The following is an 8,441-nucleotide window of genomic DNA, read 5'->3' on the forward strand; positions in this document are numbered from 1 at the left end:
TCCACGCTCCGCGCCGGAAATTCACATGGACAGATCGTGTTATCGGTAGCCGCAGCCTTCAGGCTGCGGTAGTCGCGACCCGAAGGTCGCGACTACCAAACCATTACCCTATAACTTCGAATCCGGTATACTTGTGGAGAACCTTCGGAACGAGAACCTTCCCCTCCGGAGTCTGGTAATTCTCCAGCAGCGCCGCGACCACGCGCGGGAGCGCGAGCCCGGATCCGTTGAGCGTGTGAACGAACTCAGGCTTCCCTCCCCCTCTCGGCCGGAACCTCGCATTGATCCGCCTCGCCTGGAACGCTTCGAAGTTGCTGATCGATGAAACTTCGAGCCAGCGCGCCTGGCCGATCGACCAGACTTCAAGATCGTATTTCTTCGACTGCGTGAAACCCATGTCTCCGGTGCACATCAACAGCACGCGGTAGTGGAGCCCGAGTTTTTGCAGCAGCTGTTCGCCGTCTGCGCGCAGATCTTCGAGCTCGTTGTACGACACCCCGGGATGCACGAATTTCACGAGCTCCACCTTATCGAACTGGTGAAGCCTGTTCAGCCCCCGCACATCCTTTCCATACGAACCCGCTTCACGCCGGAAGCAAGGAGTGTACGCGCAATATTTGAGAGGAAGGTCCTGTTCGGCGAGGAGCTCATCCCGGTGGAAGTTCGTCACGGGGACCTCGGCGGTGGGGACAAGGTAGAGTTCGTCTTTCGGGACCGTATACATCAGGTCTTCCTTGTCGGGAAGCTGTCCCGTCCCCGTCGCGCTCGCCGCGTTTACCATCAGAGGCGGCTGAAGTTCACGGTACCCCCGCGAGACGGCTTCGTCGAGGAAGAAATTGATCAGCGCGCGCTGCAGCTTTGCGCCCTGTCCCGTATACACAGGGAATCCGGCGCCTGCGATTCTCGAACCGCGGTCGAAATCGATGATCTTGAGTTTGTCGATCAGCTCCCAGTGCGAGAGCGGCTTGAAATCGATCACCGGCGGCTCACCCCACTTCGCGATCTCCTGGTTGTCGGAGGGTTTCGTCCCGACCGGCACCGAGGGATGGGGAATATTCGGAAGGAGGAGGAGTAATCGGTTCACCGTTTCCTCCACGTGCTTCAGTTCGTCGTCGATCGCCTTGATCTGGCTCTTGACGGTTTCCATTTCTGCGATGGGGGACGACGCGTCCTTCTTGTCGCGCTTTAGTTTGCCGATTTCCTCCGAGACGACATTCCGGCGGCTCTTGAGCGCCTCTCCCTTCTGGAGCAAACCGCGAAGCTGCGTATCGGCCGCGAGGAGCTCGTCGACGTTATCTGTTTCCCCTTTCTTCCGGATGCCTTCTTTTACCAGGTCCGGGTGCTCGCGGATGAACTTTATATCAAGCATGGGCCAATTCGTGAATGTTGTGGTTCATATTTCCAAGTCCCCCCCCGTTGCGGCGCAGAGCGCCGCGGTATGCGTTCCCACGCAGAGCGTGGGAACGAGCTATTATCACTTGCTCCCGCTGGTGGATTCTGCGGCGTGAGCCGCTAATTCGTTCTTCACCACGGTCAGGCCGTGACGCATCCCCGACATCTTGACATCGAGATCGGTCTGCGCCTTGAGCGTGATGAACCCGGACTTCATCGGGCGGGTGGCCGCCTGCTTCAACGCGGAGGATTTTACGGGGGTGATCAGTTTCTTGTTGAACTCAAATACCTCCGCGAGGGTGAGCGCGAAATCGTAGCGGCTGACCAGGTCGGAGCCGGAGATGTGGTAGAGCCCCGATCTCTCGAGCTCCATCACCTTGATGATCGCGAACGCAAGATCGTCCGCGAGCGTCGGATTTCCGATCTGATCGTCGACCACCCGGATCGGTTTCCCGTCGATCAGGTTCTTCAACACCCAGAGCGCGAAATTCACCTTCACGTTGTATCCCGACCCGTAGAGGATCATCGTCCTGATGATCGTGCTCGGTATCCCGCTCGTGCGAATGATGTTCTCGCTCGCGAGCTTCGTCCTGCCGTAATAACTGACCGGGTTCGGGCGGTCCAGCTCGATGTAGGGGCCGTTCTGTCCGTCAAACACGTAATCGGTGGAGATGTGGATCAGATGGGAGCCGACAAGCTTTGCGGAATTCACAAGGTTTTCCACGCTGACGACGTTGGCCCGCCAGGCGGCTTCGCGGTCGGTCTCGCATTGATCGACGTTCGTCATCGCGGCCGTATTGATGATGACCTCGGGCTCGAATTCGTCCAGAACCTTGCGCACTTCGGGCCGGTCGCTCGCGTCGAGCCGGCGATAGGTGAGCAACTCGTCCTGGAAAACGGAGTGCTCCTGTCGCGAGGTGAGAAGCAGGTTGTAATTGTTGGAACGGGAGAGGATCTCGACGACCTTCTGTCCCAGCAGGCCGTTGCTGCCGGTGATAAGAACGCGCTTCGTGCCTGCCTTCACCGGAGGCTTTCTTCGAGAACCGTTGCCGCGTCGGTCTTTTCGTCCCGGTACTTGAGGATGATCGGGGCGTAGACCGACAGGTGATGTTCTTTTGCGAATGGTTGATGGATGTGGCGGTTGCCGGCGATGACCACGGCCCTCTCGGGGATGATTAACGGCTGGGAGGCCGATTTCCTGAGCACCGTCTGGTTGATCAGGTCGTACACGGGAGTCGAGCCGGTGAGGATGACCCCCGCGGCAATCACCGCGCCGCGACCGACAATCGTCCCTTCATAAATACCGCAGTTTCCGCCGATAAAGACGTCGTCTTCGACGACGACGGGCATCGAGCCGACCGGTTCGAGCACTCCGCCCAATTGTGAAGCTGCGCTCAGATGAACCCGTTTCCCGACCTGTGCGCACGAGCCGACAAGCGCGTGCGAGTCGATCATTGTCTGTTCGTCGACGTAAGCGCCGATGTTGACATACGACGGAGGCATGATGACAACCCCTGCCCCGATGAACGATCCGTCACGGACCGAACTTCCTCCCGGAACGATCCGCACGCCCCCAGCTCCATTGAACCGCTTTAAACCGAGGGTCTCCTTATCGAGGAACGTGAATCCACTTTCCGAAGGAATCTCCGCGATTTGCCCCACACGAAACGCGAGCAGGATCCCCTTTTTAACCCAGGTGTTCACACGCCAGCTTCCTGCTGAGACTTCGGCCGCACGGGCTTTGCCCAGGTTCAACATCTCTTTGAGCTCTCCCACCGCCTGGATCACATTCGCGCGCTCGCCCTTCTCGATCTGCTCGGGCGGTAGTTCAAACAATCGTTCGATGGTTTCTTTGAGCGGCATCTCAGTCCAGCAGTTTGAGATCATCCAGAATCTTCTTAAGCCCCGGCCGGTGCTTCACACTCAATTCGACCATCGGCAACCGGTACACCTCCTTGATAAATCCCATGGCGGCGAGCGCCGCTTTCACCGGAATCGGATTCGATTCCACAAAATCGAAGTTCATCAGTGGGAGGAGCTTGTAATGGATCTCCGCCGCCCGTTCGAATTTCCCTTTCAGGCAAAGGCGGACCATTTCCGAAAACAATTTCGGGACCACATTCGAGACGACCGACACGACGCCGTCGGCGCCGAGCGCGGTGAGGGGGAGCGTGATCGAGTCGTCGCCCGACCAGACGCCGAACCCCTTCGGGCGGTGGCGGAGAATCTCCATGATCTGTGTGAAGTTGCCCGACGCTTCCTTGACCCCTGCGATGCCCGGAATCTCTTCGGCCATCCGGAGCGTGGTCTCCGCTTCGATGTTGCTCGCAGTGCGACCCGGGACGTTGTAAACGACGATCTCTGCGTCCACCGCTTCCGCTATGGCGAGATAATGCCGGAAATAGCCTTCCTGTGTCGGCTTATTATAGTAGGGGCCGACAGAAAGAATCGCGTCGGCGCCCGCCTTCATTGCATTCCGTGAAAGCGCAATCGCCTTGGCGGTCGAATTTGCGCCGGCGCCCGCAATGATCTTTGCCCGCTTCCTCGCCTGCTCGGCTACGATCCCGATGACGCGCGCCTGCTCGTCGTCCGTGAGTGTCGCGCTCTCTCCCGTCGTTCCGGAGGGGAGAATCGCCTCGACGCCGTTCGCGATCTGGAAGTCGACAAGTTTCCGCAGGGCCTTCTCGTCGATCTCCCCCTTCGCCGTGAAGGGAGTGACGAGCGCCGTGCCAGTTCCGCGAAATAAGAGTTTCTTCTTCATGTCAAAGTGAGTTGATGACGTCTCTCATCGTAAAGCAGCCCTTCTTGCCCTTCAGCCACTCCGCGCCGACGAGCGCGCCGAGCGCGAAGCCGCTCCTGTTTTTCGCGGTGTGCACAAGCTCGATGGAATCCGCCTCGGAATCGAAGAGCACCTCGTGCGTTCCGACGACCGATCCCACCCGCGTCGAAGTGACGTGGAGGCTTTCTTTGGGAATTTGATCGTGGGATGTCTCGAGAAGCAATTTCTTCTTCCGGTTGATCTGCGAAAGAATTGCCTCGCCGATGATGAGAGCGGTGCCGCTCGGGCTATCGACCTTTCCCTTGTGGTGGGTTTCGGCGATTGCAACGTCGTACTCCTTGATCTTGTCGAATCTCGCCGAGGCCTCAACAACCAACCCGATAAACACATTCATGCCGATTGAGAAGTTCGGCGAATACAACAGGCCGATCTTCTTTGCGCGGACCAGCGCCTCGACCTGCTTCAGCTTGCCGTACCACCCCGTGGTCCCGACGACGATATTCACGCCGCAGTCGGCAACCGCTTTGATATTGGTCAGCGCTGCATCGGGGGTGGAAAAGTCAATGCAGACATCCACGCCTTTGAGGGATTGCTTCGTGAGCCCCTTACCGTCCGGATTCTCGGCCACATCGAAGATCTTCTTAACCGTGATCTTCCGTTCGCGGGCAAGGCGTTCGATTTCCCGGCCCATCTTGCCGTATCCGAGGAGAGCGATATTCATTGCGCCGCCTGTTCGGCGGCCGATTCCACCAGCCGGAAGGACGACAGTTTATCGATATCCTCCGAGCCGGTGAGCCCGGCGTTGAGGGCTGCAACTTTGTTCGCAAAGATTGCTGAATTAAGAACTTCCTTCGTTTTCACGTAGTGCGCGCAATAGGCGGCCCCGAACACATCGCCGCACCCCGTCGGGTCGGGCGATCCTTCGATTTTTATCCCGGGGATGTCCGTCCGGTGCACATGCTTGTGCTCATCGATAAATGCGGTGCATCCGCGTTCGCCCCGCGTGATCAGAAGCGCGCCGGTATTGAGAGCGAGTGTGTGATTGGCGAGGGCGGGTTCGCCGAGTTTGTCCGGGGTGATGATTCCGGCTTCTTCCTCGTTCATCTGGGCGGTGTGAATCATGAAGAGCCAGCGCCGCCACAACTCAACCGGGCGGTGAAAGCGCGTGAAGTCTTCCTTGATCCCGAGCGTGAGGCTGTGGACGTCGAGATAGACCGGGATGCCGGCCTCGCGGGCTTCCATCCGGATCTCGTCGAGCGTCTCGAGCGTGATATCGAATCCGGAAATCATGTTCACCAGGATCAGATCCGCGTCGAGGTGCGGCTTGATCCGCCTGAACGGGATCGGCTCGGAGATGTGGCGGGAGCATTCGGTCCGCTTCGATTCGGTTTCGTAGATGAGACTGACCTGGTTGGTCGGCCCGTTGAAAGCGAAGATGCCGGAGGGGTCCACATTGGGATACAGCTTCAATCGATCGATGAACGCGGTGTAATCATTCTTGCCGACTCCGAAGACCGGCTTGATGGAGTCCTTCGGTCCCAGGAGGTTGGCAAGAGTTGCGACTGAAAAGAAGATTCCCCCGTAGCTCTGGGTCTCGCTCCCGTCCGGATGCCTGATTACGTCGAGGCACAAATGACCGATGATCGTGATCTTCATGCGGGGGGATCAGAATGCGGAATTGTTCTTGCGGAAGTCGAGAAGACGCTTCTTGAGGGCTTTGTTCGAAAGCGCAAGGATCTCTGCCGCAAGGACGGCGGCATTCTTTGCCCCCGCGGCGCCGATCGCGACTGTCGCGACCGGAATTCCCGAAGGCATCTGCACGATACTATAGAGAGCGTCGACGCCGTGCAGTTCCGATCCCGCGAGAGGAACGCCGATCACGGGAAGCGTCGTCAGGGATGCGCAGAATCCCGGCAGGTGCGCGGCCATCCCGGCAGCGGCAATGATCACCTTCACTCCGTCTTCCTCCGCTTTTCTCACACGCGCCGCCGTCTCCTCCGGCTGCCGGTGCGCTGATGAGATCTTGGTCTCAAACGTGATTCCGAACTTCGTAAGGTAATCGGAGGAGATGCGCATGACCTCCTGGTCGCTCTTGCTTCCAATCAGAATAAGGACGTCAGGCATATCGTTTCCGTTCAGACCTTCGCTGTGTAAGGAAAATTTCCCGCTTCGCAGAAGCGCCACAACGCCTGGCACGCAAAACTATTCTCATACAATGCGCGGCCGACGATCACCGAATCGACTCCATACGGCTCGAGCTCCTGAAGGCGGAGCAGGTCCTGCAAATTTGAAATGCCGCCCGACGCGGTGACGCGCATCCCGGTTTTTTCGGCAAGGTCTCTGAGCGCGGTGAGATGGGGTTCGCGCTTTTCGCCCTCGACAAGGATATCCCGGTAGACAATCCGCCGGAATCCGATCTGTTTTGCGTTGAGCGCGACTGTCATCGCGGTCAGTCCGGAGCTTGCGTTCCATCCCTTGGTCTGAACGATTCCGCTCTGGGCGTCGATACCGAGGATCACTTTGCTCGGCCCGAATTTTTCGATGATGAGCTTCGCCTCGTCCGGGTTTTCGATGAGCATCGTCCCGATCACGACGCGGTAGGCTCCGCCGTCGAGGGCCTTCTTGACTTCGTCGAACGTCCGCATGCCGCCGCCGACCGAGACGGGGATATCTACGCTCTTCACCATCTGCGCGATTGCGTTGAAGTTCACCAGCCGTCCGCCGATTGCGCCGTCGATATCGGTGACGTGGAGGGCCTTGGCATTTTCCTTCCGCCAGAGTTTCGCGATCTCTACGGGGTCGTCCGAGCTGATCGAGCCGTCCATTCCAACGACCCTCCGGACGCACTTACCGTTCCTGATTTCTATCGCGGGGATAAGAAGAAGCATGGTTTTTGATCAGTGAATAGTTCAAAATGCACAAAATTCAACTGAAATTCAAACCATGCGGGCACGTGGTGCTGGCCGAGATCCGATGCCTCGGGCTTGGTAGCCGCAGCCTTTGGGCTGCGTTCTTTTCTCTCGTTCCCACGCTCTGCGTGCGAACGCATATGGCGGCGCTCCGCGCCGCAACCAAAAGGGAACCCTATCTGATCAGGATGACCTTCCTGCTCGCCCTAAAGAGCTCTTTCCCCGATCGATCACTGACAACAATTCTCATGAAGTATATTCCGCTCGCCCGGGCACCGGCATCCCACGTCCTCTGGTAAGAACCAGCCCCCTGATCCTCATCCACGAGACGTGCGACTTCTCTTCCCGCGGGATCGTACACAGCAAGCGCCACATGCCCTTCTCGGGCAATCTCATAGTTGATCGTGGTTTGTGGGTTGAACGGATTCGGATGGCCTTCGCCCAACTCAAACCTCTTCGGAATAATATTTTCATTTATTCCACCATCCGGCTGGCTTGGGTCACTGGAATGGCCACTCCGGCTTCCAGGAGGTAAAGGCGATGCCTGCGTTTTGAACGTCCGGGTGTCCGACCACACCCCCGCACCGTTTGAGTTTACTGCCTGCACCCGCCAATAATATGTTGTCAAGTATCTCAAACCCGGAACCACAAAAGAAGTTTGTGAAATGCCGGGGAAGTCCCGAATGAATCCCGCACCGTCGTCAATATGAAGTTTGTACGTCGAGGCGGCAAACGCACAATCCCAGAGTAGGGGAATTCCCGGCGAGATCCCGGTCGACAAATTCGGAGGAAATAGTAGCATCGTTTTCGGTGGCGGTTGTGGCGGGGGGATCGCCATCGTGGCAATAATATATGGCGATGCCAGTGATCCCACATACTCGATCGTTCGAGTTGTATCGTACGGGTCGAGCGTACTTTCCATGTTAACCCCACTGCCAGTGGGAGCGATCAGATACGGCGCGGACCAGGTCCCTCGCACGAGTTGTGCGCACACAATCCCATTCGAGGCCGACCAGGTCAGCGCCATGTCGTCAGGCTTCGTGGCGGTGTACCGGAAATCGCTGAGAGACGGAGAGGAGGGTGCCGCGCTCCCGCACGAAGAAAATGATACCGTCGAGAAGGTGACGGCGGATGTGAAGACATCCCGCGTTTGTTCCTGGATGCTTCCACCCGATGGATTGCGGTATTGCCACGCAAGATGGAGCTTCCCGGTCGCATCAAGAGCTATCGAGGGTTTGGAATAGGTGTCGTTCGTAGTATTGTCGGCGACGTGGAGGACCTGATTCATCTCCCATACGATCTGAGAAGCCTGTGGCGGCCAAGCTGCGTTGCTGTACGACCCATGGAGAAGACGGATGCCC

The 8,441-nt window shown here is 58.0% G+C and carries 9 protein-coding genes; all 9 read right to left on the reverse strand.

Annotated features, from left to right (window positions below; all coding sequences use genetic code 11):
* Positions 1–103: 103 nt before the first annotated feature.
* Positions 104–1,369, reverse strand: a complete 1,266-nt coding sequence (gene serS / locus VI215_08725; protein ID HEY6192391.1) for a serine--tRNA ligase — start codon at positions 1,367–1,369, stop codon at positions 104–106.
* A 105-nt stretch (positions 1,370–1,474) separates the two neighbouring features.
* A complete protein-coding gene (rfbD, locus tag VI215_08730; GenBank protein ID HEY6192392.1) occupies positions 1,475–2,416 on the reverse strand; it encodes a dTDP-4-dehydrorhamnose reductase in 942 nt (313 codons plus the stop codon).
* On the reverse strand, positions 2,413–3,255 hold the full coding sequence (locus tag VI215_08735; protein ID HEY6192393.1) for a 2,3,4,5-tetrahydropyridine-2,6-dicarboxylate N-succinyltransferase: 843 nt from the start codon (positions 3,253–3,255) through the stop codon (positions 2,413–2,415). The genes rfbD and VI215_08735 overlap by 4 nt, the downstream gene beginning before the upstream one ends.
* 1 nt (position 3,256) lies before the next feature.
* Positions 3,257–4,153, reverse strand: coding sequence for a 4-hydroxy-tetrahydrodipicolinate synthase (gene dapA / locus VI215_08740; GenBank protein ID HEY6192394.1), 897 nt, complete (start codon positions 4,151–4,153; stop codon positions 3,257–3,259).
* 1 nt (position 4,154) lies between these two features.
* Complete coding sequence (gene dapB / locus VI215_08745; protein HEY6192395.1) at positions 4,155–4,892, reverse strand: 4-hydroxy-tetrahydrodipicolinate reductase; 738 nt, start codon at positions 4,890–4,892, stop codon at positions 4,155–4,157.
* A complete protein-coding gene (locus tag VI215_08750; GenBank protein HEY6192396.1) occupies positions 4,889–5,827 on the reverse strand; it encodes a carbohydrate kinase family protein in 939 nt (312 codons plus the stop codon). The genes dapB and VI215_08750 overlap by 4 nt, the downstream gene beginning before the upstream one ends.
* 9 nt (positions 5,828–5,836) lie before the next feature.
* Positions 5,837–6,295: a 5-(carboxyamino)imidazole ribonucleotide mutase gene (gene purE / locus VI215_08755; protein ID HEY6192397.1), complete on the reverse strand. Its 459-nt coding sequence runs from the start codon at positions 6,293–6,295 to the stop codon at positions 5,837–5,839.
* An 11-nt stretch (positions 6,296–6,306) separates the two neighbouring features.
* Entirely contained in the window at positions 6,307–7,059 is a 753-nt protein-coding gene (locus tag VI215_08760; protein HEY6192398.1) for a 1-(5-phosphoribosyl)-5-[(5-phosphoribosylamino)methylideneamino] imidazole-4-carboxamide isomerase, read from the reverse strand.
* 196 nt (positions 7,060–7,255) lie between these two features.
* The coding region (locus VI215_08765) for a T9SS type A sorting domain-containing protein (protein HEY6192399.1) at positions 7,256–8,441 on the reverse strand (1,186 nt) is incomplete at its 5' end.

The organism is Bacteroidota bacterium, from assembly GCA_036522515.1.
In the GTDB taxonomy this organism is placed as follows: domain Bacteria; phylum Bacteroidota; class Ignavibacteria; order UBA10030; family SZUA-254; genus VBOC01.